The sequence below is a fragment of the Kribbella sp. NPDC000426 genome, assembly GCF_040300265.1.
GTDB lineage: Bacteria > Actinomycetota > Actinomycetes > Propionibacteriales > Kribbellaceae > Kribbella.
The window spans coordinates 309,474-335,302 of record NZ_JBEPDK010000003.1 but is presented as its reverse complement, the minus strand read 5'-3'; the positions used below and the strand labels follow the sequence as shown (position 1 = coordinate 335,302).

General features: G+C 68.0%; 22 protein-coding genes. 7 read left to right on the top strand and 15 right to left on the bottom strand.

What is annotated here, in order from left to right; all coding sequences use genetic code 11:
• The first annotated feature begins 172 nt into the window (after window positions 1–172).
• Window positions 173–931 (top strand): GntR family transcriptional regulator, encoded by a 759-nt coding sequence (locus tag ABT313_RS15330; protein ID WP_350853015.1) that lies wholly within the window; start codon window positions 173–175, stop codon window positions 929–931.
• 849 nt (window positions 932–1,780) lie between these two features.
• On the opposite strand, the gene ABT313_RS15325 is transcribed toward ABT313_RS15330, so the two are convergent.
• Window positions 1,781–2,332 (bottom strand): P-loop nucleotide/nucleoside kinase family protein, encoded by a 552-nt coding sequence (locus ABT313_RS15325; protein ID WP_350853012.1) that lies wholly within the window; start codon window positions 2,330–2,332, stop codon window positions 1,781–1,783.
• Between the two features lie 6 nt (window positions 2,333–2,338).
• Window positions 2,339–3,013, bottom strand: coding sequence for an SIS domain-containing protein (locus ABT313_RS15320; protein ID WP_350853010.1), 675 nt, complete (start codon window positions 3,011–3,013; stop codon window positions 2,339–2,341).
• A gap of 182 nt (window positions 3,014–3,195) precedes the next feature.
• Here ABT313_RS15320 and ABT313_RS15315 point away from each other — a divergent pair, with 182 nt between their 5' ends.
• Window positions 3,196–3,639 (top strand): MarR family winged helix-turn-helix transcriptional regulator, encoded by a 444-nt coding sequence (locus ABT313_RS15315; protein ID WP_350853007.1) that lies wholly within the window; start codon window positions 3,196–3,198, stop codon window positions 3,637–3,639.
• Window positions 3,640–3,805: 166 nt separating this feature from the next.
• On the opposite strand, the gene ABT313_RS15310 is transcribed toward ABT313_RS15315, so the two are convergent.
• A complete protein-coding gene (locus ABT313_RS15310) occupies window positions 3,806–3,946 on the bottom strand; it encodes a hypothetical protein (protein WP_350853004.1) in 141 nt (46 codons plus the stop codon).
• 262 nt (window positions 3,947–4,208) lie between these two features.
• On the opposite strand from ABT313_RS15310, the gene acs reads away from it, so the two are divergent.
• The gene (gene acs, locus ABT313_RS15305) at window positions 4,209–6,143 is read left to right on the top strand and encodes an acetate--CoA ligase (protein ID WP_350855098.1); all 1,935 of its coding nucleotides are present in this window, start codon (window positions 4,209–4,211) and stop codon (window positions 6,141–6,143) included.
• A gap of 44 nt (window positions 6,144–6,187) precedes the next feature.
• Here acs and ABT313_RS15300 read toward each other — a convergent pair whose 3' ends face one another.
• Window positions 6,188–6,697: a DUF402 domain-containing protein gene (locus ABT313_RS15300; RefSeq protein ID WP_350853001.1), complete on the bottom strand. Its 510-nt coding sequence runs from the start codon at window positions 6,695–6,697 to the stop codon at window positions 6,188–6,190.
• Window positions 6,698–6,746: 49 nt separating this feature from the next.
• Between ABT313_RS15300 and ABT313_RS15295 the strand changes: the two genes are divergently transcribed.
• The 3 genes from ABT313_RS15295 to ABT313_RS15285 all read left to right on the top strand — a co-directional run bounded on the left by ABT313_RS15295 (window position 6,747) and on the right by ABT313_RS15285 (window position 9,613).
• The gene (locus tag ABT313_RS15295) at window positions 6,747–7,199 is read left to right on the top strand and encodes a hypothetical protein (protein ID WP_350852998.1); all 453 of its coding nucleotides are present in this window, start codon (window positions 6,747–6,749) and stop codon (window positions 7,197–7,199) included.
• Between the two features lie 90 nt (window positions 7,200–7,289).
• Window positions 7,290–9,131, top strand: coding sequence for an asparagine synthase (glutamine-hydrolyzing) (gene asnB, locus ABT313_RS15290; RefSeq protein ID WP_350852995.1), 1,842 nt, complete (start codon window positions 7,290–7,292; stop codon window positions 9,129–9,131).
• A gap of 53 nt (window positions 9,132–9,184) precedes the next feature.
• Window positions 9,185–9,613: a MarR family winged helix-turn-helix transcriptional regulator gene (locus ABT313_RS15285; RefSeq protein WP_350852992.1), complete on the top strand. Its 429-nt coding sequence runs from the start codon at window positions 9,185–9,187 to the stop codon at window positions 9,611–9,613.
• 154 nt (window positions 9,614–9,767) lie between these two features.
• Here the strand turns inward: ABT313_RS15285 and ABT313_RS15280 are convergent, their stop codons facing one another.
• The 10 genes from ABT313_RS15280 to pseB all read right to left on the bottom strand — a co-directional run bounded on the left by ABT313_RS15280 (window position 9,768) and on the right by pseB (window position 22,397).
• Window positions 9,768–10,268: a hypothetical protein gene (locus ABT313_RS15280; RefSeq protein WP_350852990.1), complete on the bottom strand. Its 501-nt coding sequence runs from the start codon at window positions 10,266–10,268 to the stop codon at window positions 9,768–9,770.
• 275 nt (window positions 10,269–10,543) lie between these two features.
• Window positions 10,544–14,116 (bottom strand): discoidin domain-containing protein, encoded by a 3,573-nt coding sequence (locus tag ABT313_RS15275; protein ID WP_350852987.1) that lies wholly within the window; start codon window positions 14,114–14,116, stop codon window positions 10,544–10,546.
• 184 nt (window positions 14,117–14,300) lie between these two features.
• Complete coding sequence (locus tag ABT313_RS15270) at window positions 14,301–15,938, bottom strand: monocarboxylic acid transporter (protein ID WP_350852984.1); 1,638 nt, start codon at window positions 15,936–15,938, stop codon at window positions 14,301–14,303.
• Window positions 15,935–16,279: a DUF485 domain-containing protein gene (locus tag ABT313_RS15265; protein ID WP_350852981.1), complete on the bottom strand. Its 345-nt coding sequence runs from the start codon at window positions 16,277–16,279 to the stop codon at window positions 15,935–15,937. Before ABT313_RS15265 ends, ABT313_RS15270 begins: the two co-directional genes overlap by 4 nt.
• A gap of 82 nt (window positions 16,280–16,361) precedes the next feature.
• Window positions 16,362–17,198, bottom strand: a complete 837-nt coding sequence (locus tag ABT313_RS15260; protein ID WP_350852978.1) for a methyltransferase domain-containing protein — start codon at window positions 17,196–17,198, stop codon at window positions 16,362–16,364.
• 38 nt (window positions 17,199–17,236) lie between these two features.
• Window positions 17,237–17,983, bottom strand: coding sequence for a cytidylyltransferase domain-containing protein (locus ABT313_RS15255; RefSeq protein ID WP_350852975.1), 747 nt, complete (start codon window positions 17,981–17,983; stop codon window positions 17,237–17,239).
• Window positions 17,971–18,786, bottom strand: coding sequence for a hypothetical protein (locus tag ABT313_RS15250; protein WP_350852972.1), 816 nt, complete (start codon window positions 18,784–18,786; stop codon window positions 17,971–17,973). The genes ABT313_RS15255 and ABT313_RS15250 overlap by 13 nt, the downstream gene beginning before the upstream one ends.
• On the bottom strand, window positions 18,786–20,276 hold the full coding sequence (locus ABT313_RS15245) for a class I SAM-dependent methyltransferase (protein WP_350852969.1): 1,491 nt from the start codon (window positions 20,274–20,276) through the stop codon (window positions 18,786–18,788). Before ABT313_RS15245 ends, ABT313_RS15250 begins: the two co-directional genes overlap by 1 nt.
• A gap of 10 nt (window positions 20,277–20,286) precedes the next feature.
• Window positions 20,287–21,411 carry a UDP-4-amino-4,6-dideoxy-N-acetyl-beta-L-altrosamine transaminase gene (gene pseC, locus ABT313_RS15240; protein WP_350852966.1) on the bottom strand — a complete coding sequence of 375 codons (1,125 nt, stop codon included), beginning with the start codon at window positions 21,409–21,411 and terminating at the stop codon, window positions 20,287–20,289.
• Between the two features lie 2 nt (window positions 21,412–21,413).
• On the bottom strand, window positions 21,414–22,397 hold the full coding sequence (pseB, locus tag ABT313_RS15235) for a UDP-N-acetylglucosamine 4,6-dehydratase (inverting) (protein WP_350852964.1): 984 nt from the start codon (window positions 22,395–22,397) through the stop codon (window positions 21,414–21,416).
• A 134-nt stretch (window positions 22,398–22,531) separates the two neighbouring features.
• Between pseB and ABT313_RS15230 the strand changes: the two genes are divergently transcribed.
• Window positions 22,532–23,548 carry a PseG/SpsG family protein gene (locus ABT313_RS15230; RefSeq protein WP_350852961.1) on the top strand — a complete coding sequence of 339 codons (1,017 nt, stop codon included), beginning with the start codon at window positions 22,532–22,534 and terminating at the stop codon, window positions 23,546–23,548.
• On the opposite strand, the gene ABT313_RS15225 is transcribed toward ABT313_RS15230, so the two are convergent.
• Window positions 23,541–25,769 carry a hypothetical protein gene (locus ABT313_RS15225; RefSeq protein WP_350852958.1) on the bottom strand — a complete coding sequence of 743 codons (2,229 nt, stop codon included), beginning with the start codon at window positions 25,767–25,769 and terminating at the stop codon, window positions 23,541–23,543. The genes ABT313_RS15230 and ABT313_RS15225 overlap by 8 nt on opposite strands.
• Between the last annotated feature and the right edge of the window lie 60 nt (window positions 25,770–25,829).

Sequence of the window (25,829 nt, the reverse complement as noted above, 5' to 3'; positions counted from 1 at the left end):
GGCTGAGGCTGTGGATGGTCACTGGCCGTGAGACGGCACTGGACGTTACAGTCGGGCTGACAAGGTCGTTCGGGACAAAGTCGTCGCGAACGTCTTGCGCGGTACGACTGACCGCGGCCCGCGTACCCCGGCAACCGGTTTGCCGGGCAGATTCCCAGGGATACTTGAGCTCATGGCCCGCCCACGGAACAACCCCGGCGATCTCGCCGAGCTCCCTACCGAGCTGCGGCCCGATCGTCCGAAGGGTGACCAGATTCGCGAGATTCTGGAGAACCTCACCCGCTCGCTGGCCGTCGGTACCGTGCTGCCGTCCGAGCGCGTCCTGGCCGAGCGCTTCGGCGTCGCCCGGATGACGGTCCGGCAGGAAGTGGACCGGGTCGTGGCCGAAGGCCTGGCCAACCGTCGCCCCGGCGGCGGCACCTTCGTCGCCGAGCCCCGCCCGTCGCGGATGCTCGCCTCGTCGTTCAGCCAGGACATGATCAACCGCGGTATCCAGCCTGGCGCCAAGGTCCTCGAACACCGCGTCGGCGCCGCCGACGAGGACCTCGCCCGCGAGCTCGAAGAGCCGATCGGCACCCCCGTCCTGCACCTGGTCCGCCTCCGCACCGCAGACGGCGACCCGATGGCGATCGAGCGCACCGCCCTCTCCCTGCAGCGCTACCCCGGCCTCGACGAGATCGACTTCGCCGAGAAGTCCCTCTACACCGAACTCTCCACCCGGTACGGCGTAACCCTCGGCATGGTCTCCGCCTCGATCGTCGCCGCCCCACCCGAGCCCGGCGACGCCGAACTCCTCGAGATCGACAACTCGACCCCCTGCCTCATCATCACCGTCGCCCCCCGAACCGCCACCGACCAGGTCATCGAATTCGGCCGCTCGGTGTACCGCTCGGACCGCTACGACATCACCGTCGCCTACCGCGCCACCTGAGCTGAACTCCTGCGGTCAACCTCCGCGCGCTACGCAGCCGTTTCTCGTCGCTCCGCTCCTCGGCGCGTCAGCTCCGCGCGCTGCCCACCCACCCCCGGCTCATCGCCGGTGCATCCCTTCCAGCTATCGCTGGGACTTCCGGCTGCCGCCGCGTTTGCTCGCTCGCGCTCGCGTGTGAGTGCTGGGGTCGGGCCGGGCAGGTGTCGCGAACTCGTCCCGGTGCATCTCTTCCGGCGGTCGCCCGGGCTACGGCTGCGGCCGCCGTGCTCGCTGGCGCTCGCGTGTGGCTGCTAGCTCCTCGGCTGATTGCCGAGCGGCTATAAAGGGTTTGGTCTGTCCCCAAGCCTGAGAACCCCCTGCGGTCGCTGCGCGAGCGGCAGCGCGCGAACCGCAGGCGACTGCGCTCAACTCGCCGGCGGCAGTCGGCACGTCTGGCGATAAGCCGGAACCCCGGCGGCAACTGGACGAACCCGGCGATAAGCCGGAAGGACCCAGCGATAGCAGGCAGGCCCGGCGATGAGCCGGTAACCGGGCGACAGCCCCAAGAACCCGGCGGTAGCCGGAAGAACCCGGCGGTAGCCGGCAGGCCCGGCGATGAGCCGGTAACCGGGCGATAGCCGGAAGAACCCGGCGGCAGCCGGCAGATCGGGCGATGAGCCGGTAACCGGGCGACAGCCCCAAGAACCCGGCGGCAGCCGGCAGAACTCGGCGATAGTCGGAAGAAGCCGGCGGTAGCCGGAAAGGATGCACCGGCGGTAGCCGGGGGGTGGGTGGGGCGCGCGGAGCGGCCGCGCCGAGGAGCAGGGCGACGAGAGGCGGCTGCGTAGCACGCGGGGCAGCTACTCCCGGCTAAAGCTCGAGGTAAGTGCCGACCTCCGCAAGGATCACGTCTATTGGCTTGGTGGCGTCGACCCGTAGGTAGCCGTCGGGTGGGCGCTTCGTGCGTAGGAGCCAGGCTTGGAACAGCTGTTCGCCATCAGCGTCCGCCCCGCCTGCGTCGACGGCGTGGAGATTGATGCCCCGGCGTTGGCTTCGCAGCGGCGCCCGGGAAGTGAGGCGCTCGTCGATCAACGTGAGGTCGTCCGTGTCGGCCTCCACGTACTTGTAAGCGACCCCCCGCTCATCAGCCATCGCCCGGCCCGTCACCAGAATCTCGTCGTACCCGCAGGGGCTGTCGATGACGACGTTGAAGCCTTGATCCAGAAGGTTCCGTGCCAGGGCGAACATGACCGGATAGGCGACCGGACCGCTCTCCTCGACCGGTACGCCGCCGTCGAGGGCCGCGCTCCGGATGACATCGAGGTCGACCACGACAGCGCCGTACCGCGTGCCGACCTGCCGCGCGATCGTGGACTTCCCGGATCCTGGAATACCGGACATCTGCAGAAGGAACTGCTTCATGACTGTCTAGACGTTCAAACTGCGCATAACGTTCGGGGTCTCGCCGCGTTCCACCAAGCGGGTGACGATCTCGACGGTCAGTGCCTGGACGAGCATCGCGCCGACCATCGTCGACGTGGCGCCGGTGAGCTCCGGCGACCCCGGGACCTCGATCAACGCATCACCCGGTACGCCGCAGTTGTCGATCACCACGTCCGCGGTCTCGAACAACCGCTGTCCGCCCGGCGCGCGGGACGTCGTCGCCGTGGTGTGGGCGAGAGACGTCAGCGCGATCACCAGGGCACCCCGCTGCCGTGCACCCAGAGCGAACTCGACAGGTACGGCGTTCCGGCCCGAGTTCGAGGCGATCAGTACGACATCGCCGGACTCCAGTTGGTTGATCTCCAGCAGAACCTCGGCCAGACCGGGCAGCCGTTCGAGCAGCGAGCTCTTCTCCAGCCCCTCGTGCAGCATCAGCCCGGGTTCGAGAATCGCCCGTACGTCGGCCAGCCCGCCGGCGCGTCCGTACAGCTCCTCGGCCAGCAGGTGGCTGTGCCCGGTCCCGAACACCCAGAACCGCTTCCCGCCGGCCAGCGCCTCCGCGACCAGCCCGGCGGCCACCCGGATCGCCCCGAGCTGCGTCTCGGCCGCCTGGTGCGCGACTGCCAACGCCTTACCGAAGTACTCCTCAGCCCCAGCCATACCCCGAACCTATCGCCCCGGCTCCCCGGCCCGCGAGCAACCCGACTAGACCACTATTTCTGGCGACCGCAGGCTCGCCAGGCAGGAATCTTGCTCACCGCAACGACGCCGGCGGGCGAATCGTAGGTGCTGCCAACGCTGGGTTCACCGGGGACGAACCTGTCTCCGCTTAGACTGCCCGGGTGGACGAGCAGACTCCGACCGCCCTGACTCAGTTGCCGAGCTGGCTGCTGACCCAGAGCGCGGCCCAGGCGCACCGGATCGTCACCGAGTCGTTCGCCGCCGGGGGTGCGCGGGCGTACCACTTCCGGCTGCTGGCGACCCTGGTGGAGTTCGGTCCGGCCAGTCAGGCAGAGCTCGGGCGGCGCAGCTGCATCGACCGCAGCGACGTAGTTGCCGCGCTCAACGAGCTGGAGGGCGAGGGGTACGTCGAACGCAGCCCGGACCCGGCCGATGCCCGGCGCAACATCATCACGATCACGACGGCCGGCAAGCGGCAGTACAAGCGGCTGACGAACCTGGTCGGCAAGGCGCAGGAAGAGATCTTCGCGCCGCTGTCGGCCACCGACCGTGCGCGGCTGACCACGATCCTCACCAAGCTCCTGGGCTACCACCAGGATCTCTAGTGTCCTGAGTCGGAGGTTCGACGGCGCTTTCGGCGCCCAGGCACGCACCTCGCGGCACTTGCCCAGCGCCCACGATGCTCCGCATCGAGGCCACTGACCAAGCACCACGATGCACGCACCTGACCACCGAAATCGCTCGCCGAACCTCCGACTCAGGACACTGGGACTACACGTTCGGCAGCTGGGCGCGAGCCGCTCGCTGAGTGCGGCGGACGCGTAGTTCGCGAGCGTGGACCCGGCGGCGGGCGGCCCGCGAGATCTTCCGGCGTTCCTCGGTGACGGGGGTCGGCTGGGAGTCGGTCTGCATCGCGTTCACATCTTTTCCGATGCACGCCCGGCCGCGATGGTTCCGCCGTACGCCGGATTTCTGCTCCGCCGGGCCCGGAATCGGTCCTGTTCGGCGCAGATTCGAAACGACTCGGCGATACCCCGGTTCCGTGGCAGGGTCAGCGTTGGTAGAAAGGTAACCGGGCGCGCCGGCGCGCCGAAGCCAGCGATGAGGAGTCGTCGACGTGACGAATGCAGAGTCACCCAAGCCCGAGGCCCAGTCCGAGGCGCTGTCGAACCTGATGCACGAGGAGCGCCGCTTCGAGCCGCCCGCCGAGCTCGCCGCGAACGCGAACCTCAAGGCCGACGCGTACGAGCGGGCCGCGGCCGACCCGGAGGGGTTCTGGGCCGAGCAGGCCAAGCGGATCACCTGGGCCACCGAGCCGACGGAGACGCTGGACTGGAGCAACCCGCCGTTCGCCAAGTGGTACGCCGACGGCAAGCTGAACGCCGCGTACAACTGCGTCGACCGCCACGTCGAGAACGGTCTCGGCGACAAGGTCGCGTACTACTTCGAGGGCGAGCCCGGTGACACCCGCGAGATCACCTACGCGCAGCTCAAGGACGAGGTCAGCAAGGCGGCCAACGCGCTGCTCGAGCTGAACGTCCGGGCCGGCGAGATCGTCGCGATCTACATGCCGATGATCCCGGAGACGGTCGTCGCGATGCTCGCCTGCGCCCGGATCGGCGCGCCGCACACGGTGATCTTCGGCGGCTTCTCGTCCGAGGCGCTGAAGGACCGGATCCTGGACTGCGACGCCCGCATCGTGATCACGTCTGACGGCGGGTACCGCCGCGGTGCGCCGGCGGCGCTGAAGCCCGCCGTGGACGCCGCGCTGGAGGACTGCCCCGACGTACGCAACGTGCTCGTGGTCAAGCGCACCGGCCAGGAGACCGCGATGGTCGAGGACCGCGACCTGTGGTGGGAGGACTTCGTCGGCAAGCAGTCCGCGGAGCACACTCCCGAGGCCTTCGATGCCGAGCACCCGCTGTACGTGATGTACACGTCCGGCAGCACGGGCAAGCCGAAGGGCATCCTGCACACGACCGGCGGCTACCTGGTCGGTACGTCGTACACGCAGTGGGGCGTCTTCGACCTCAAGCCCGACACCGACGTGTACTGGACCGCCGCCGACATCGGCTGGGTCACCGGCCACAGCTACATCGTGTACGGCGCCCTCGCGAACGCGACCACCTCCGTGCTGTACGAAGGCACCCCGGACACCCCGCACCAGGGCCGCTGGTGGGAGATCGTGCAGAAGTACAAGGTCTCGATCCTGTACTGCGCTCCGACCGCGATCCGCACGTTCATGAAGTGGGGCGCGGACATCCCGGCGAAGTTCGACCTGTCGACGCTGCGGGTGATCGGGTCGGTCGGCGAGCCGATCAACCCCGAGGCGTACATCTGGTACCGCGAGAACATCGGCGGGAACAAGGCGCCGGTCGTCGACACCTGGTGGCAGACCGAGACCGGTATGCACATGATCTCGCCGCTGCCGGGTGTGACCGCCGGCAAGCCGGGCGCCGCGATGCGGGCGATCCCGGGTGTGTCGGTCGACGTCGTGGACGACTCGGGCAACTCGGTGCCGGACGGGTCCGGTGGGTACCTCGTGATCACCAAGCCCTGGCCGTCGATGCTCCGGACGCTGTGGGGCGACGACCAGCGCTTCATCGACACCTACTGGTCCCGCTGGCCGGGCGTGTACTTCGCCGGCGACGGCGCGAAGAAGGACGAGGACGGCGACCTGTGGCTGCTCGGCCGCGTCGACGACGTGATGAACGTGTCCGGCCACCGGTTGTCGACGACCGAGATCGAGTCCGCCCTGGTCTCGCACCCGAAGGTGGCTGAGGCGGCCGTCGTCGGCGCGTCCGACCCGACCACCGGTCAGGCGATCGCGGCCTTCGTCATCCTCCGCTCCGAGGCCGGTGACGGCGGCCCCGACGTGGTCCAGGAACTCCGCAACCACGTCGCCAAGGAGATCGGCCCGATCGCCAAGCCCCGCCAGATCATGGTCGTCTCCGAGCTCCCCAAGACCCGCTCCGGCAAGATCATGCGCCGCCTCCTCCGCGACGTCGCCGAGAACCGCGAGGTAGGCGACGTCACCACCCTCGCCGACTCCACCGTCATGGACCTGATCAAAACCAACCTCGCCGCCGGCAAGTCCGACGAAGACTAGGTTTCAGCCAGTCAGCAGGCCCTCGGTTCTTACCGGGGGCCTGCTCACGTTTCGACGAGCAACGGCGGGAGTGCTTCGAGTTCCGTCACTCGCGACGGCGGGAACGGCGCCCCCGGGCCGATGGGTCCTTCCTCCTCGCGGCGGAGGTAGCGGTTGATGAATTGTTGGGTTTGGTGGAGGACGGTTGCGCACTGGGTCGGGGTGATCTGGCCGGCGCGCAGGGCGTCGGCGAACTCGTCGAGGTCGAGGACCTGGTAGCGGTTCGCGGCAGGTGGGATCAGCAGGTCGACGTACAGATCGTGGACGAGGAGGCCGGTGTCGGTGTGCTCGATTTCGACGAGGTCGACGTACCACCAGCCCTCGACCGGGCCCTCGAAGACGGCGGGCCTGGTCAGTTGGACGCCCTCGTTGAGCAGGAGGTAGCTGCGGTCGACCGTGGGGCGTCCGGCGACCTGATATTGGGGCAGGATCTTCACGTCGTAGGCGACGACATCGTCGAGCCTGCGCCCCGAACACCACTGGCCGCTGCGGTGGTACACCTGCACGTTGTCCATTGCGCGACTCTTTCACGGCGGCGGACCTGCTGAGGTCTACTGTCGGGGCGTGAGCTCCGGAGTGGTGGCTGGGTTGGCGGTTGTTCATGCCGGGTTGGCTGCTGCTTGGGTCGGTGGGATGGCCTACTCGTTGTTCGTCGTCCAGCCGAAGTTGAAGCGGTACTTCGGGGCCGATGACGACGGGCGGGAGCAGCTCACCGCGGTGATTGCCTCGGGCAACCGGTGGAAGGTGGTCGGGCTGGTCGGCGCGATCGCGGTCACCGGTCTGCTCATGCTGGTGATCGATCACAGCCACTGGTGGATCCATGCCGTGAAGGGCGTCCTGCTGCTGATCGCCAGCGGCATTTTCTGGTACGTCTCGTGGCGCCACTGGCCGCAGCGCATCTTCGCTACCGCGGCCGAGCTGCCGGTGCTTCAGCGCCGGCTGATCGTCCTCGCGACCACGATGCTCGGTCTCGCGGGTGTCGCGTTCGCGCTCGGAGTCGTCGCCGTACATCTCTGAGAGCTTGGTCACGAAAACGAACACTTGTGTCACTCATCGCGAGAAATACATTGGAAGGGAATGCATCTCGCGAGACGGAGGAGCGGCCGTATGTGTGGCATCACCGGGTGGGTGGCGTACCGGCAGGATCTCGACGCGAAGCGGGAGGTCGTCGATGCGATGACCGAGACGATGTCGTGCCGCGGGCCGGACGCGAGAGGCACCTGGTACTCGCCGCACGTCGCGCTCGGGCACCGCAGACTCGCGGTCATCGACCTCCCCGGCGGCGAGCAGCCGATGACCACCGAGGTCGCCCACGACGGGCGCACGATCACGCTCGGGATGGTCTACAGCGGTGAGGTCTACAACTACACCGAGCTGCGCGACGAGCTCCGCCGCCGCGGGCACGCGTTCACGACCGACTCCGACACCGAGGTCGTGCTCCGCGCGTACGTCGAGTGGGGTACGGCGTTCGCCGAGCGGCTGAACGGGATGTACGCGCTCGCCATCTGGGACCCGCGGACCGAGACCCTGGTGATGGTCCGCGACCGGATGGGGATCAAGCCGTTCTTCTACTACCCGACCGGGGACGGCGTGCTGTTCGGCTCGGAGCCGAAGGCGATCCTGGCCAACCCCGCCGTACCGGCCGTTGTCGAGGTCGACGGCCTGCGCGAGCTGCTCACGGTGTCGAAGACGCCGGGCAAGTCGCTGTGGGCCGGGATGTTCGAGGTCGAGCCGGGGACCGTGGTCACGGTCGATCGCGCTGGCATCCACCGCAGTACGTACTGGCGCCTGGAGACCCGGCAGCACACCGACGACCAGGACACCTCGGTCGCGCACATCCGGGAGCTGCTCGACGACATCACGCGGCGGCAGCTCGTGGCCGACGTACCGCGGTGTGTGCTGTTGTCGGGTGGGCTCGACTCCAGTGCGATCACCGCGCTCGCGGCCGGTCAGCTCGCGGAGGAGGGGAAGAAGGTCCGCAGCTTCGCGGTCGACTTCGTCGGGCAGGAGGAGAACTTCCAGCCGACCGAGCTCCGCGGTACGCCGGACACGCCGTACGTGCACGACGTCGCGGATCTGGTGCATTCGCAGCACTCGGACATCGTGCTGGACAACGCCGTGCTGACCGATCCGGAGATCCGCCGGAAGGTGGTCCGGGCGAACGACGCGCCGCTCGGCGGGGACATCTACAACTCGCTGTACCTGCTGTTCTCGGCGATCCGGGAGCAGTCGACGGTCGCGCTGTCCGGCGAGTCGGCGGACGAGGTGTTCGGCGGATACCTGTGGTTCCACGACCCCGAGGTGCGGAACCGACCGATCTTCCCGTGGATCGCGTACATGGCGTCGCGGCGGCAGCCCGGCCAGGTCCACGCGCTCCGGAAGGACGTGCTGAGGCAGCTCGATCTCGGCGGTCACCTGCGGGACCGGTACGCCGAGGCGGTGCGCGAGGTCGAGCGGCTCGAGGGCGAGTCCGACGACGAGTGGGCGATGCGGAAGGTCTGCTACCTGCACCTGACCCGGATGGTGCGGATCCTGCTCGACCGCAAGGACCGGATGAGCATGGCGGTCGGGCTCGAGGTACGGGTGCCGTTCTGCGACCACCGGCTGGTTGAATACGTATACAACACGCCGTGGTCGATGAAGACGTTCGACGGGTACGAGAAGAGCCTGCTGCGGGCGGCGACCAGCGACGTCCTTCCGCAGTCGGTGGTGGACCGGCGCAAGTCGCCGTACCCGCAGACGCAGGACCCGGCGTACGTCGAGGCGCTGGCGGGCCAGGTCCGCGAACTGGTGGCGGATCGGCATCCGGTGTTCGAGTTGGTCGACCGGGAGAGCGTCGATCAGGCGGCGCGGGCGGTGGAGGCGGCCGGGCGGCGACAATTGGAGCAGACGCTGTCGCTGGCGACCTGGATTGACCTTTATCACCCAGATATCAGGCTCTCGTTGTAGGAGTTGTTTGGCTGCCTGTGCCAGGATGGCGCTTCCCGACGGAGGTGATCTACATGGCGCACATGGCGGCGGCCGAGACTCTGCTGCTCCTGGTGAGCATGCACCGGATCGTCAGACACCTGCGCCGGAGCAGGACCACCACGGTCATGCACCCGACGCAGTTCCTGGCGCTGATGCTGATCGCCGACGAGCAACCGATCCGGATCGGCGAGATCGCCACCCGGGTCCCCTGCTCCCAACCCACCGCGACCACCACGGTCGCCGCCCTCGAAGAGGCCGGCCTGGTCCGCCGCGAGCCCGACCCGGTCGACGGCCGAGCCACCGCCGTAGTCCTCACCGAAGCCGGCGCCGCCACCGTCCAGGCCTCCGGCCAGCAAGTCGCCGAAGAACTCTCCCACCTCCTCAACCGCCTCGACGAAACCGACCGAGCCCTGGTCCTCAAAGCCGGCCAAGCCCTCAACCGAATAACCAAAGACCTCTAACGGGGTTTCCAGGGGTTTCCAGGGGCAGATACGAAAAACCGCTCCCCGACCCACAAACTCCGGCTACAGTTGATCTTGCTCGTGGACAGAAGAGTCCCTTGAAGTGGACCCGGCAGCCATCCGGACGGTCGGTGAGCCGGGTCTCGCGCTTTCTTCAGAGGTCGCGCAGGCCACTGAACGTCGCGACTGTGCGGCGCCAGTGTCCTGCGCGGGCCCACGCCCAGCCGATGGCATCGGGCACCCACAGCAGTGGATCCAGCTTCGGCACCATCAGCTCCCACCGGAGGTCGAAGCACTCGAAGCGCTGGCATGCGGCGTGCAGCGTCTCCCGGTCCCGCGCAATGGTCGACTCGTCCCGCTCGACCACGAGGCGCTCGGCATCAGCTGCCGTGTCGCGAACGATGGCTTCGAGACAGCGCCGCCGGTTGGCGAGCGTCTCTTGCTCGGTCGCATAGATGTCGACCAGAAGGTGCAGCCCGGCGATGACGTCAAGGATCTGTTTGCGGCGCGCATCGGTCTCGTGCCTGAAATGCAGTCGTTCCTGTCCAGGCAGGAGTAACCCGCGAAGCGCCTTGCGGTTGACCGCGACGTCACCTGACGGGCACCGGGCGCCAACCATCAGGAATCCCCGAGTCTTGTTCTCGTCGACGAACACGTGGATCGGCATTACCCCGCCTTGTTGAGTGGCAAGGGTTGAGCTTCACACGTAGCTGGGCCGGTTGTCCGGTGTGACGCCGGGGCATCTCGGGGCAACCTGGGGCAGATTGGAAAATGCCCCGGATGCGGATACAACAAGGCGTTATGGTGGTGATGCCTCGGGATAGGAGAATCCCTTGGAAGTTGGCTCGGCAGCCATCCGGACGGTTGACGAGCCGGGTCCGCGCACGAGGGAGCCGCCGGAGGGGACGAGTCTCCGGCGGCTCCTTTGGGTTAGTGGCGGGTGATGGTGAAGGTGGTGGTGGTGTTTTGGATGTCTACCGCGTTGTTGGTGAGGGTCAGGTTGTTGAAGGTGGCGGTGCCGACGGCTGGGCCTTGGCCGGGTTCGGGGAGTTCGTTGGCCCAGAGGGCGAAGCCTGACTTGGAGTCGAAGGCGTCGCCGGACTTTCGGGCTCCGGTGATGGTGGTGTCGGTGAAGACGGTGTCGGCGACCGGGAACTGCGGCTGACCGCCGACATAGTTGGTCTGGAACATGATTCCGCTGTACGTCGGATCGACGACATCGAGATCATTCACGCGAATTCCCTGGAAGATCTTCGATGCCGAGAAGATCCACACCCCGGGGAAGGCCTGATTACCCCAGAAATGCCCGCCGGAGCGCACCACCGAAGCATTCTCGAAGACCGTCGGCGGCGTCGCGCCGAAGCCGTTCATCGGAATGCCGAAGTCGAGCGAACTGATCGTGATCCCGGGATATGTGAGCATGTCCGCCGCGTACAGATTGCGGAAGATGTTGTTGGTCCCGCCGTACACCGCGAACCCGGCCGCCCGCCACGTCAAGGACGCGGACAGGTTCTCGAAGACGTTGTCCCGGACCTCCCCGCCGCCGTTGTCGGTGGCGTTGAAGAGCGCGAAACTGTCGTCGCCGGTCGAGCGTGCGTCGTTGTTGCTGACGGTGTTCCCGGCCGACCCGTTCGTCATGTTGATGCCGTCGGCGAACGTGTCCCGGATCCGCGAGTTCTTGATCACCGAGTTGTCGGTGTTCGCGCCCCAGTACAGGCACATCTGGTGCTCGACCCAGATGTTGTCGATGGTCATGTTCGACGTACCGGCGAAGTTGAACACCTTGCCCGGGCCGTCGTTACGGCTGTCGTAGTTCCCGAAGTACGAGAACCCGCTGAACGTCGACCCGTTCGCCAACGACTGCGCATCGAACCCGACATCGGTGTTCGACTGGCTCTGCGGCGCCACGAACCGCGTGAACCACGGTCCCGCGCCGACGACCCGAATCGCCCGCCCGTAGACATTGAACTTCGACGACGTCTGGTATTCACCCGCCGGCAGGTACACGCCCTGCAGTGTGGTGTCCTGCCGCACCCGGTCGAGCGCGCTCTGCACGTCCTGCTGCGTGAATCCGGACGGCGTCACGTATCCCGCGCCCGGATTCGGGATCACGGAAGCCGCCTCGGTGTCGATGAAGTCGATCGAGTACGTCGAACCGTTCGACGGGTCCTTCTGCAGCCGGATCTTCGTCCCGGCCGGATACGTCTGGTCGAGCATCAGATTGGCTTCGTCGTAGATGTGCCGCGCCGGCCCCGACCCTGGCGAGTTGTTCGGTGACGCCTCCGCGCCGTACAGCCAGGCGTACTTCGAGGTCAGCGGCAACGTCTTGGCGAAGCTGCCGTTCACATAGACGCTGATCGACGAGGTCTGGCCGCCGCCACCCGCCGAGTCCGGCATCGAGAACCGCGTGACCAGCGTGTTCGTCGACGCCCGCGTGGTGAACTCGACGTACGAGCCGTTCGAGTTGAGCGTCACCGCACGCCGGCCGGACGCTTCACCGGCCAGGTCGCCGATCGTCCGGTTCGGCCCGATGACGGCCGCACCGCCGCCGACCGAGGCGTCCTCGGCCTCGAGGTGGTCGTAAGGCATGTTCGCGCCACGGCCGACGAACAGCGGCCGCTCACTGGTGTTGTTGGTCCGCTTCACCGGCAGCTCGTTGGCGTCGTCCGCAATCACTACCCGCACGGTGTACCGGCCGTTCGCCGCGGTCCAGTTGCCAAGAGCAACGGCTGACGTGGTCGCGCCGGCCGCGATCGCGCCGTTGTACGAACCGGTCAACGTCGTCACCACGGTCGACCCGTTCAGCACCGTCAGCGTGATCCCATGCGCACCAGACGCAGAGGCGACACTGCCCTGGTTGCGCAGAGCAACCGAGAAGGCGACGGAGTTTCCCGCGGACGGGTTGCCGGGCGTCCAGTTGACCGCCGACGCGACGAGGTCGGAACTCGCAACCGGCGTCACCACGAGAGGCCCGGAGGCGGCGGCGGTGTTGTTCCCGTCGTTCTGCTCGATCACCGTGTTGGCCTCGTCGACCTTCGCGCTCAACGAGTACGAGCCTGCATCGCGCGTTCCGATCGATGCGCTGACCGTCGTCGACGCCCCGGCCGCGAGTGCGCCGACCGCCGCCGTACCGACCTTGGTGGCCCCGAGGTAGAAGTTCACGTCGGTTGCCGCGGAGGCCGCCGTACCGCCGTTGTTCACCGTCGCGCGGACCGTGATCGCGTCGGTCTCGACCGGTGACGTCGGTGTCCAACTGACGCCCGACAAGGTGAGGTCCGGGTTCGGCGCCGGTACGCCGAGCACCTGCAACTCGGCGACCTGCCCGGCCGGCGCGCCGGTGTTCCCGGTGAAGTTCAGCCGTACGTCGGCAACCCGTGCGCTGACCGGGATCGTGACGCTGTTACCGCTCGACGGGTTGAAGGCATACGACGCGGAGGCAACGATCGTGGTGAACGACGACGAGCTCTGCTCCCGACCGAGGATCGAGAACGTCTGCGTGCGCGGGCCCCACGCCGAGTCCGGGTTGAGCCGGACCACGATCGAGCTCAGATCCGCGTTCGCACCGAGCTGCGTGGTCAGCGTCGCCGGGTTGGCGTTGCCCTCCCAGTACGTCGTCACGTCGTCGTCGTTCGCGTTCGCCGGCACGTAGGTGAACGTGTACCCGGACGCGGTGATCGGCTTGTGCAGCGCGAGATTGCTGCCCGGTCCGCCACTGCCGTTGCGGGTGACGGTGTTGCTGTTGGCCGATTGGTTGCCAGCAGCATCCTTCGCGCGGACGAAGTACGACACCGACACGTTGGCCGGCTGGTTGTCGGTGTACGTCAGTCCGGTCACGCTGGTGCGCAGCTGACCGTTCGCGTAGACGTCGTACCCGGTGACGCCGACGTTGTCGGTCGACGCGTTCCAGGTGAGGCGGATCTGGCCGGCGCCGGGCTCGGTGAAGGCCAGGCCGCCCGGGGCGGTGGGAGCCTGGGTGTCACCGGTCGCCGGTCCGTAGACCTCGAGCTCGGACAGTTGCCCGGCCGGCCAGCCGGTGTTCGCGGTGATCCGGATCCGGACGTACCGCGTTGTCGCCGTACCGTAGTCGACCGTCACGGTGTTGTTCGGCGGGCTGAACGTGCGCGCCGCGGACGCGGACAGGTCGGTGAAGTTCTGCCCGTCCACGCTGCCCTGGACCGCGAGGGTCTCGTCGCGGGCACCCCAGTTCGCGGTCGGCAGCTTGAGCACGACCTGGTTGGTCGCGACCGACGAGCCGAGGTCGACCTGGACCCACTGCGGGAACGCGTTGTTCGCGCTCTCCCAGTAGCTGCTCTGAATGCCGTCGGTCACGTTCGACGCGACGTAGCTCTGGGTGCTGCTACTGGCCGAGGCGGCTTTGCCGGCGGCGAGATTGGGTCCGGCGAGTACGGCGGCCTGGGCGGCCGGCGCCGGTCGGACGAGGGGTGCCGCCGCGAGACTCGCAGCCAGCAAGGCGGTCAGCAACCGCCATCTCGGAATACGCATGGGCCTCTCCTGGTGGGCGGGTCAGGGAAGAGCTGCCGCGCGTGAGTCCAAAACTTTCGTTGACTTGCTCATTTCTTGCGCGGCGATGGCTCATTGTTACGGCACCATCACGCAGGCGTCAACGGTTCGGGAACGACGAAGGCCCGGCTCGCAGGCAGCGAGCCGGGCCTTCGAGGAACGAGTGTCAGTGCTTGGCGGGACCCTCCGCACCGGCGCCGGTGAGCGCCCGGACCGAGAGTTCGTTGTACCGCTGCTCGCTGGACCTGTCCCGGCCGAGGTACGTGCCGAGGACGCCGAACAGGAAGCCCAGCGGGATCGACACGATGCCCGGGTTCGACAGCGGGAACCAGGAGAAGTCCGCGCCGGTGATCATCGACGTCGGCTTGCCGGACACCACCGGCGAGAACACGACCAGTACGACGGCGGAGATCAGGCCGCCGTAGATGCTCCAGGTCGCCCCCGCGGTGTTGAACCGCTTCCAGAACAGGTTGAACAGCAGCGCCGGCAGGTTCGCCGAGGCCGCGACCGCGAACGCCAGCGCGACCAGGAACGCGATGTTCAGCTTCTGCGCCGGGATCGCCAGCGCGATCGCCACCGCACCGATCCCGACCGCGGCGAACCGCGCCACCCGCAGCTCGGACTTCTCCGACGGCTTCTCCTTCGCGATGACGTTCGCGTAGAGGTCGTGCGCGAACGACGACGCCGAGGTCAGCGTGAGCCCGGCGACCACCGCGAGGATCGTCGCGAACGCGACCGCCGCGATCAGCGCCAGCAGGATCGCCCCGCCGATCGACCCGGCGCCTCCGCCGACGGACTCCGCCAGCAACGGCGACGCGACGTTGCCCTTGGACTCGGCCACCGCCGAACCCTTGCCGGTGTCGAGCAGCGCCGCGGCGCCGAAACCGAGGGCCAGCGTCATCAGGTAGAACACGCCGATCAGGCCGATCGCCCACTGCACCGAGCGCCTGGCCGAGCGCGAGTCCGGCACGGTGTAGAAGCGGATCAGGATGTGCGGCAGACCCGCCGTACCGAGGACCAGCGCGAGGCCGAGGGACAGGAAGTCGATCTGGCCGGTGAGGTCCTTGCCATACAGCAGACCGGGCTGCAGGAACGACTCGCCGTGGCCGGACTTCGCCGCCGCCGAGCCGAGCAGGTCCGAGAGGTTGAAGTGGAACTTCAGCAGTACGAGGAACGTGATCACGACGGTGCCGGCCATCAGCAGTACGGCCTTCACGATCTGCACCCAGGTGGTGCCCTTCATGCCGCCGATCGTCACGTAGATGATCATCAGCGCGCCGACCAGGACGATCACGGCGGCCTTCACGCCCTCGCTCTTCACCCCGAGCAGCAGCCCGACCAGCGAGCCGGCGCCGACCATCTGGGCCAGCAGGTAGAAGATCGACACCACGATCGTCGAGGTCGCGGCCGCCGTACGCACCGGGCGCTGCTTCATCCGGAACGCGAGCTGGTCGGCCATCGTGAAGCGGCCCGAGTTCCGTAGTAGCTCTGCAACTAGGAGCAATGCCACTAGCCACGCGACCAGGAAGCCGATCGAGTACAGGAAGCCGTCGTACCCGTAGAGCGCGATCTGGCCGGAGATGCCGAGGAACGACGCCGCGGACATGTAGTCGCCCGCGACGGCGAGGCCGTTCTGCGAGCCGCTGAACGAGCGGCCGCCGGCGTAGTAGTCGGCCGCGGTCTTGTTCTGCCGGGACGCCCACCAGGTGATGTAGAGCGTCACGGCAACGACCGCAGTGAACAGCGAGATGGTCAGCGCCCGGTTCCCCGGCTCGGTTGCCAGGGGGACGAGAAGCGTGGTCACCGGCGGCGCTCCCTCTTGTACTTGGCGTTCAGGCCGTGGGCCAGCGGATCGAGCTTGCGGTTGGCGAAGCGCCCGTACAGCGCGGCGATCACAAACGTCGACACGAACTGCAGCAGGCCGAAGATCAGCGCGACGTTGATGTGGCTGTCGCCGATCCGGTGGCTCATGAAGCCGCGGGCCCAGTTGCAGCAGGCGACGTACGCCAGGTACCAGGCCATGAAGGCGATGGTCCACGGCACCACGAAGTTCCGGTAGCGCCGTTTCAGCTCGGTGAAATCGGCCGCCTCGTGCACAGCCTCGTATGCGCGGCTATCCCGCTCGCGCACCGCCTGGTCGTCCATCAGATCCCCTTTTGCCCGGACACGAACAGGTGCACGTTAGCCGCAAGTCTCCGTTTTGTGACCGACCGCAACCAAAACGTTTCTAGAGATGCGGTGCGACCGGCCCGTCGACGGTACGGCGGTAGTTGGCGAACTCGCTGGGGTGCGCGCGGAAACAATCGGTGAAGTACGGCATCCGCAGCGCCTCCGGCGGCCGGGCGGTGTGCTCGTAGATCAGCTCGATCTGGTCCAGGACCTGGTCGCGCCGGGTGTCCTTGAGGACGGCGACCCGCGAGTGCGACTGGGCCAGCTGCCGCAGGCCCTCGCGGTTCAGGTCGTGCCAGTGCCGGAACCGGGCGAACTCGGGCGGGGTGAACAGGTTCGACTGGTCGAGCAGCGGCACCGGGTCGAACCGGTCGCTGCCGCCGACGCCGTCACCCTGCATGACCTGGAAGATCCGGCGGACCCACGGCACCACGGTGTCCGCGTTGTTCCAGAGCAGACCCAGTACGCCGTTCGGCCGCAGGACACGGGCGATCTCCGGCAGCGCGCGGGCGTGGTCGAACCAGTGGAACGCCTGCCCGACGATGACCGCGTCGACCGAGGCGTGGGCCAGCGGGATCGACTCCGCGGCGCCGACCATCGTGTCGATACCGGAGCGCCGGCGGCAGACCTCGAGCATCTCCTGTGACGGGTCGACCGCGATCACGTCGTGGCCGAGTTCGGCGGCGACCGCGGCGAGCTTGCCGGTGCCGGCCCCCAGATCGAGGACCTGCAGTCCGCGGCCCGGGCCCAGGATCCAGATCAGCGACTCGACCGGGAACGTCGGCCGGCCCGCGTCGTACGCGGCCGCGACGGCGCCGAACGACTTCGCCCGCGCCGCGTGCGCGCCGCTGGCCGGGCCGTCCGCGGCGTCTCCGGCTGGATCATCGGTGGTCATCACCGTAAATCATGCCGTAGTGAACGGGCTGCGCGCTGTCACTCGCCGAGCTTCTTCTGCTCGATGTGCGCGTTCAGCGCGGCCAGCTCCGGGTGGGCGTCCAGGATCGCGACCAGTTCGGCGCAGCTGAGCCGGGGCGCATCGAAGTCCTCGATGAGGGCGTCGAGCAACTTCCAGTCGTCGGCCGTGTCGAGCGTGAGCCGGTACTGCGCTGCGTTCTTGGAGCCGCCGGACCAGGGCAGATTGAGCAACCGCATCTCGCCCGACCGGTTCTGGTGCAGGTACGGCGTGACGTGCTCGCGGTCGGCCTTCAGCGTCGCCTTCGCCTCCGCGTCGTACAACCGGGCGGTGGAGAAGATCTCGAAGTCCATGCCGCGCGGGTAGGTCCGCTCCAGGCAGTTCGAGATGTACAGGTCGAGGTCGTTCTCGGCCCGCCACCGATCGACGCCCGCGGCAACGATCTCCGGGTCGATCAGCGGGCAGTCGGACGTCACCCGGACGATCGCGTCCAGCTCGTGCTCGCGGGCGGCACCTGCGAACCGGCTCAGGACGTCGTCCTCGCTGCCGCGGAAGACCGGGATTCCGTCCTCGTGGCACACCTGCACCACCAAGTCGTCGTGAAGGTTGGTGGTGGTGGCAACGATCACCGGCAGACCGGTGCGGCTCAGCCGGTCGAGGTGGTGCTCGAGGTACGAACGGCCCGCTACGCTCAGCAGCACCTTGGCCGGCAGCCGCGTGCTGGTCACGCGCACCTGCGTGATGATGCCTACCTTCAGGGGTTCCATCGGAACATCTCCCGGATCTCGGCCGGACCGGCGACATGGTCGACGCCCAGCTCGGTATCGGTGAACTCACGCGCGACCGCCGCCGGGACGAACGGCTGGTCGAGCTCCGGCCACAACCGTTTGATCCGCGCCTGGCCGCCGAACGACGGGTGCTCGTTCTCCAGCACCATGGGATCACCGTAGACCCCGGGCTGCAGGCCGAGCGAGGCGCCGTACAGAACGGCGGAGCTGAGCCGGTTGGAGGCGACCCGCTCGTGCTTGCGGAGTTCGCGGAGCTGGTTGACCAGGAACTTGGCGTTGGTACGCCGCCAGTGCAGGCCGCGGTAGCCGTGCGTGATCACCCGGAACCCGGCGTCCTTGTAGACGTTGCGGATCGCGGGTTTGTCGTACTCGTTCCAGTACAGGCAGACGGTCACCGGGCCGGTCTCGTGCTCGTTGATCGAGGCAACGATCCGGCCGTGGTCGCCGAGCACGTGCTGGCCTTCCCAGCCGTGGAACGGGTAGAAAATGGTGCCCTTGGCCCGCTTTGCCGGGGTGGCGAGCTCCGGGTGCACCTTGAGCAGGTACAGCCAGACCGAGCCGATCACCGAGTAGTTGCGCAGGCCCAGCGCGTGCCCGCGGCGGCGGACGCTGTCGGACCAGACGAACTTCGGCATCCCCGGCGCGAAGTTCGTGCCGTGCGCGAACCCGTCGAGGATGTTCCAGCCGTGCTGCAGGTAGCCCCAGATCCGCGGTGGCTTCTGCAGTCCGGCGTACGACGCCATGATGTTGGCGTGGCCGTAGAAGTGGTTGGCGTGGTGCATCAGCGGCGCACCTTGCGCAGGACCCGCTTGAGGCGGCGGCGGATGACGCGCGCCGGGTTGAGGACGCCGTGGCCGACGCGGTAGGGGAGCGAACGGCGGATGCCGCTGACGGTCCCTTCGAAGAGGATCGCGCGGGCGCTCGCGTGGGCGAGCTCGTCGGCGAGCCGGGCGACGGTCGCGAGTTGCTCGGCGCTGCCGCGCGGTCGGATCACTTCGTCCGGAGTGAAGTCCTGCTCAGGCACGGTGATCCCGGCCATCGCAGCCAACCGTGCGGTCAGGGTGTGCGGATCAGCTGCTGCCGGCCATGGTTGCCGAGAGCCACTTTCCAGCGCGCGCCGGGCGAATCGTGCCAGGTGCTCGACGACGTCCAGCTCTTGCGGTTCCCCGAACAACCGGTACGACGACCCGTCGAGGATCACGTTGTCCGGCGAACCGTTCCCGCCGGTGCCGAGCCATGCCACGTAGCCGGGGATGATCCGCCGAAGCTCGGCCTGGTCATCAGCGCGCAGCGCCATCAGCAGGTGCTCTTCCAGCAGCACACCGTCCCCGCCCGGCACGGAGCCTTCAGGCAGTACGGCGGGGGCGTCGGCGCCGATCACGAAGTACCAGGACGGAGCCAGCTCTAGACCTAGTCCCGCCGCGGCCGCGTCGAGCACGAGCCGGTACGGATCCATCAGCACCGGGCCATCATTGCGCGAGGCAACAGCCCGCGCGGCAACGACAGCCGCGAACCCGTGGACGTCGCTGAGCGCGACATCTGCCTGGATCAACGACGGGAAAACCGCGTAGGCCCGCACTGTGCCTGCGTGGCCTACGGTGCCTGCGTGGCCTACGGTGCCTGCGTCGCCTACGGTGCCTGCGTCAGCAGCGGGACCTGCGTCGGCAACGCCGGCTGCTTGGAGTGCGGTGGTGAGTGGTTTGAGGCCGGACGGTGCGCGATCTCCGATCTCCCGGCCCCAGTCTTCATCCCGCGGGAGCGCCGCGGTGATGTCCGGCTGCACCAGCCGTTGGAACCCGAACGAGTTCTCCGCGCCCAGCAGCAACCGCCCACCCGGCGCCAGCCGTCCCAGCAACCGTCCGAGCGCCTCGGCCCACGGGAAGCGTGCAGTGTCCGGGCCGACCAGCCGATCCAGCCCGTCGAGCGCGACGATGACGTCGTACCGGTCGTTCGTCCCACCGCTCTGCTCGTCGACCGCGAAACGGTCGACCGAGCCGCAGTACACCTCGCCCTTGGTCTCCGCGAGCTGCTCGGCGAGTTCCTCAGCATCCGGAGCGGAGCGCACCAGCAGATCCACCGACGTCACCTGACCGGCGACGGTGGTGACGAGCTCGGCGGCGTGCGGGCCGGCGATCAGCACGGAGTCCTCGGGCTGGAGGGTAGCGGCCAGGAGCGCCGTCGCCGCAGCCCCGCCGGCCGCACCCCGGGCATCTCCCGGGTGCAGATCCGACCAGTTGAGCATCTCCCCACCGACCAGATTCGATCGGGTCACATCCGTCACGTTACTGAATCAACCCCAGAAGAGTCTCGATCACTCGGTCTGCGTCGCTGTCGGTGAGGCCCGGGAAGAGCGGTAGTGACAGCTCCTCGGCGTAGTACTGCTCCGCGTTCGGGCACGACCCGCGCTGGTACCCCTGCCGCGCGAACACCGGATGCCAGTAGACGGGAATGTAGTTGACCTGTACGCCGATACCCGCGGCCCGCATCCGCTCGAAGACCTCGCGCCGGCGTCCGCCGAGCACACGGACGGGGTACAGGTGCCACATCGGGTCGGCGCCGGCGCGCTGCACCGGCGTACGCAGCCCGTCCACGCCTGCGAACGCCTCGTTGTAACGGGCGGTGATCTCGGTCCGGCGGCGCTTGAACTCCGCGAGCCGGGCCAGCTGTGACAGCCCGAGCGCCGCGCCGAGGTCGGTGAGGCGGTAGTTCACGCCGTACTCGTGGACCTCCTGGTGCCACGGGCCCTCGTCGGTAAGCTCGAAGCGTGCGGGGTCGCGGACGAGACCGATGAAGTGGAACTCGTGGGCGCGCTGGGCGATCGCAGGGTCCTTGGAGACGACCGCGCCGCCTTCGCCGGTGGTGAGGTTCTTCGTCGGGAAGAACGACATCGTGGTGACATCGGCGAGGTCGCCGACCGGGCGGCCCTCGAACGATCCGCCGACCGAGTGGGCCGCGTCGGCCAGCGTCCGAGCACCGACCCGATCGGCCAACGCCTGGAGCGCAGGGTAGTCAGCGGCTTGGCCGGCATAGTCGACCGCCGCGATGACCTTGGTCTGCTCAGAGAGCGAGGCCTCGACCGCCACCGGATCCAGCAGCGCGGTGTCGTAGTCGACGTCGGCGAAGACGATGCGAGCGCCGAGCATTGCGGCGCAAGAGGCGGTGGCTACGAACGTCATCGGTGTGGTGACGACCTCGTCGCCGGGCCCGACGCCCAGGGCGGCGTACGCGATGTGCAGCGCCGCCGTGCCCGACGTACAACTGACTGCGCGATGCCCGCCTGCGAGCTTCGACACCGCCTCCTCGAAGGCGGTGACCGCAGGCCCGGTGGTGAGCCAGTCACCCCGCAGTACGGCGGTGACCGCCTCGATGTCTTCCTCGGAGATCGACTGCCGTCCGTACGGAAGCACGGTCAGACGTCGCTCTCGAGGATCTTGCGGATCTCCTCGATCGAGTACCACTGGTCGTTGGTGTCCGACGCGTAGTGGAAATCGTCCCCGACCGCACGCCCGTCCGCGGGCGGCTGGTAGCCCCAGGTGGCCAGGTCGGGCTGGAGGACGAAGCGGTTGCCGAGGGACAGCGCGCGGCGGCCTTCCTCCGGGCTGATCATCTCCTCGTGCAGCTTCTCGCCCGGGCGCAGTCCGACGTCGTGCATGGTCGCGCCGGGCGCGATCGCCTCGGCCAGGTCGGTGACCTTCATCGACGGGATCCGCGGCACGTACAGCTCACCGCCGGTCATCAGGTCGAACGAGTCGACGACGAACTCGACCGCCTCCGGCAGCGTGATCAGGAACCGGGTGCAGCGCAGATCGGTGATCGGCAGCGACTGCCCGGCCGCGTGCAGCGCGCGGAACTTCGGGATGATCGAACCCCGGCTGCCCATCACGTTGCCGTACCGCACGACGCTGAAGCGGGTGTCGTACGCCGCCGCGTAGTGGTTGCCGTTGATGAAGAGCTTGTCCGCCGTCAGCTTGGTCGCGCCGTACAGGTTGATCGGGCTCGACGCCTTGTCCGTCGACAACGCCACGACCCGCTTCACGCCGCAGTCGATGGCCGCCTCGATGACATTCTGCGAGCCGATGACGTTGGTCTGGACGAACTCCCACGGGTTGTACTCACCGCTGTCCACCTGCTTCAGCGCCGCGGCGTGTACGACGTAGTCCACCCGGTGCATCGCCCGCAGCAACCGGCTCCGGTCGCGGACGTCGCCGAGGAAGAACCGCAGCCGCGGGTCGTCGCCGAACAGCTGGCGGACCTCCCACTGCTTCAGCTCGTCGCGGCTGAAGACGATGATCCGGCGCGGGTTCAGCTGGTCCAGCGCGTGCCGTACGAAACTCCGGCCGAACGACCCGGTGCCGCCGGTGACCAGGATGTCTGAGCCGGTAAGGATTGACACGCGAGCGGGACCCTTCTGACGGACAGTTCCGAACCGCACACACGCGGTACGGACCTCGAAACAATAGCTGCCCCGTGAGCGAGCCCTTTAATCCACTGTCTCAGCCAGGCGTGATCAAACGTACGCTGTCGGCCGTGAGACGCGTCGGAGTGCGATGTGATGTGGGGCCCGCCCGGGGTATCGGTCACGTGATGCGCTGCCTGGCGCTCGCCGAGGAGGTACGCCGCCGCGACGTCGAGCTGCTGTTCATCTGCGACGCGCACACCGTGCCGTGGGCGGCGGACCAGATCGCCGCGCGCGGCATCGACGTACATCCGGCGGTCTGGACGCCCGCCGAGCATCTCGAGCTCTTCGAACGGCTGGGGCTGGACGCGGTCGTCTTCGACTCCTACGACCTGGATGCATCCGTCTACTCGGCGGCCCGTGCGCTTCCCACGCTGGCGATCGTCGACGGTGACTTCCGTGGCGCGGAGGCCGACGTCCTGGTCGACCAGAACCTCGCCGCTGAGCTCGACCACCCCACGCTGCCGCGGGACTCGGTCCGGCTTGCCGGTCTGCCGTACGTGATGATCCGCGACGAGGTCCTCCAGCACCGTCCGACAGAACCGCCCGCTGCCCGGCAGACCGCAGTACCGAAGGTGTTCGCGTTCTTCGGTGGCACGGATGCCTTCGGCGCCGGTCCGTACGTCGCCCGCGCGCTAGCGGCGACCGGTCTGCCGTTCGAGGCCACCGTGGTCGCGCCCAGTCCCGATCTGGCCGCACGGATCACCGCGGTCGAGCTGCAGCCGCAGCAGCACCTCCAGGTCATCGCTCCGACCAGCCAGCTGGCCGCCGAGGTGCGCACTGCCGACCTGACCATCAGTGCGTCCGGTACGTCGACCTGGGAGCTGCTCTGTCTCGGTGCAACGACCGGACTGGTCTGTGTGGTCGACAACCAGGTCATGGGCTACGAGCGCGCAGTCGACACCGGTGCGGCGGCTGGGCTGGGTCTGTTGAGTGCACTGGAGACAGATGCGTCGTCCGCGGTCACAGTTCTCAAGCGGTTGCTGACTGACCCGGCTGAGCGTGGCCGGTTGGCCAGTGCGGGCTGGGAGCTGGTCGACGGCAGAGGGCGTGAGCGGGTGGCCGACGCCCTTCTGCAGCTCATCTGAGCTCGTAGACGGTTGCGTCCAGGGTGGCGTGGCGCAGGCGGACGTAGTTGCGGAGCGTGGGTGACACTCCGCCGGCGCGGTTGTCGGCGTACAGCCAGCGCACTCCGGCCCGGCGTAGTCGCTCGATCGACGCAGGCGTGGGCGACTTGAAGGCGGTGTCGTTGGCAGCCAGTTCGCTGCTGTCCCAGTAGGGGATGAGGCTCGGGTTGCCGCCGGTGGTGAGAGCGATCCGGTTGGCCTGGTTGGAGTACGACCAGCCTTCGATCAGCACTGGGCGCTCCGACAATGCAGCGAGCCAGAAGTGCCGGCTGTCGCAGAGGCCGTTGCGTTGGATGATGCAGTGCGCGTTGGTCGCGACCAGATCGCCCGGTGTGCTGTTGCGCTGGAGCCACCGCGCAGCGCCTGCCTCAGCAGCGGTCGCACCGCCGCGGAACGGGTGCGCGAAGACCAGATTCGACGCCTTGTCCGACACGAGTGCCTGCAGAGGCACCAGCGTCGCGCCGATCATGCACGCTGCCACCGCAGCACCCAGCAACGCAACGAAGAAGTTGCCAGGCCGCCGCGCCAGCTTCCAGACCACTGCCACCAGCACAGCAACCGCCAAGACGGCAGCCAGCGTCCAGAGCCATGGCGCCTTGATGCCGGGCAGATCAGCGGACTGCCATCGGGCGATCGCCAGCGCCACCAGACCGAGCAGTCCGGCCACACCGACCAGCACAACGGCTCGCCGATCGCCGAGTCGCCCGACCAGGTTCGCCAGCCCGACAGACGCCAGTACGGCGACCACGGGGAACGCCGTACGGAGGAAGTAGAGCTGGCTGACACCGGACTGCGTCGTCAGCAGCGTGCCTAGCAACCCCGCCACCACGAAGCCGGCCAGGAACACCGCGCCGGTGTCCCGCCACCTGCGGCCGAGGAAGAACAACCCCGACGCGGCCAGCCCCCAACTCAGCAAGGTCGTTGCCCCAGACAACAACTGTGCGTTCGGGTTCGACATAAGCAGCGGGTACGGCGCCAGCTGGACGAACGTCTCGAACGGCTTGATCTCCGTCCCCCACGTGCTCCCGCCGAAGATCGTGATCAACGCAGCCACGAACACCGCCAGCGACAGCAACCCGCCGTAGAACGCCGGCCGAGTGCTCCGCCGGGCCAGCCCCAAGTGCAGGAACGCGAAGGCGAACCCGACGCCCACCAGCGGCAGAATCGTCGACTTCGCCCCGGCCGCGACCAGCGCGAGCAGCACCAGCAACACCCACCGGCTGCGCTGCCTACCGTCGGACCGCAACAGGTCCACCGCAACGATGCACACGGCCAGCGCGATCAGTACTCCGAGGTTCTGCGTCGGACTCAGGTACGCGGCAACCGCAGTGGACACGCCGCCCAGTCCAACCCCGGCCAGCGGCTGCATGGCCCCGCCGAGACCAGCGACGAACACTGCGAGCGGACCGGCCCAGGTGGCACCCGACTCCGCAGTCGGAGCGAGCCGAGAGGTCAGCGCGAACACCAGTCCGCACCCAGCGAGGAACAGCGGCAGCCAGCTCAGCGAGTGGATCAGATCGGTCAGATCGATCCGCGTACCCCACTGCGTCGCAGCCGTCGCCTGGTGGAAGAACGTGTGGTACTTCATCGGCTCCCCGCCGAGCCACAACGTCGAGATAGGTACGTCGTACTTCGCACTCGCGGCCAGTGCCTGCTGAAAGGCCAGATCCGGGTACGCCCGCAGCGGATCCGTGTACGCCGGGAGGAACTGCCCCGGACCGCGGCGGTACACGATCAGCAGCACCACCGCGGTCGACGCAGCGAGCAGCCACGCCTGCAGCGGTCGGAGTGGTTGCTCGACCCGCCGCCAGACCCGCGCTCGGGCGTCACTGTCGACGAACGCGACCACCAGCACGACCGGCGCCCACACCCACGACCACGCCTGCAGACCGATCGACGCACTGGCCAGATAGACCAGCACCTGCCCGGCCGTGCCGACCGCGAACCCCGCGGACAGGTCCTCGACCAGGTTGCGCCCGTACCCGCCGATCAGCCGCCACAGCGCGAACCCGGGAAGCATGACCGCGACACCGGTGAACAGCACGAACCGGATGAGCTCGAAGAACGTCGCATGCAGCCCGAGCAGGACCAGCGCCAGCACCACGACCGCCAGTCCCGCGACCAGACCGGAAAGGGAAGGCCCCGCAGTACGCGGCCCCCGCCGCCTCGCTCTCGCGCGCATGCCGTAACACTAATGTGAAATTCGCCGCAGAGCGTGCCCGGCGATTCACGGGTGGTCACG